Raw genomic sequence first — 322 nt, 5'->3', positions numbered from 1 at the left:
AGCCTTTATATTGACTAAAGGCATATTTCCAAAAAATTCTTCAATAAGTTTACCACGTTTTATGTGTTTGTTTAGTGTTGCTTGCTTTTTATTTAATGGGATGATATGTAGTTCATACCACCTTTTCCAAAGTTCATGTAGGCTAATTTGTCTATCAATCTGAGAGCCTTTTAACAGTCGAAGTTCTATTTCAAGTGCTTCCATTTCAGCTTCTTTTTTAGTTCTAAATCCAGAATTTGAAGCTATTACTTTTCCTTTATCGTCAAAGATTCTATAATCCCATAATTTTTTCTTACCTCTTTGTCTATAAGATGCCATGTTG

At 31.4% G+C, this 322-nt stretch carries 1 pseudogene; it reads right to left on the bottom strand.

The window, feature by feature from the left end:
- A pseudogene (locus tag C1E99_RS12215) lies at window positions 1-318 on the bottom strand (site-specific integrase); the annotation flags it as partial.
- Window positions 319-322: the final 4 nt, after the last annotated feature.

The organism is Streptococcus suis (assembly GCF_002964045.1).
GTDB lineage: Bacteria > Bacillota > Bacilli > Lactobacillales > Streptococcaceae > Streptococcus > Streptococcus suis_U.
This window is presented reverse-complemented; position numbering and strand designations above follow the sequence as displayed.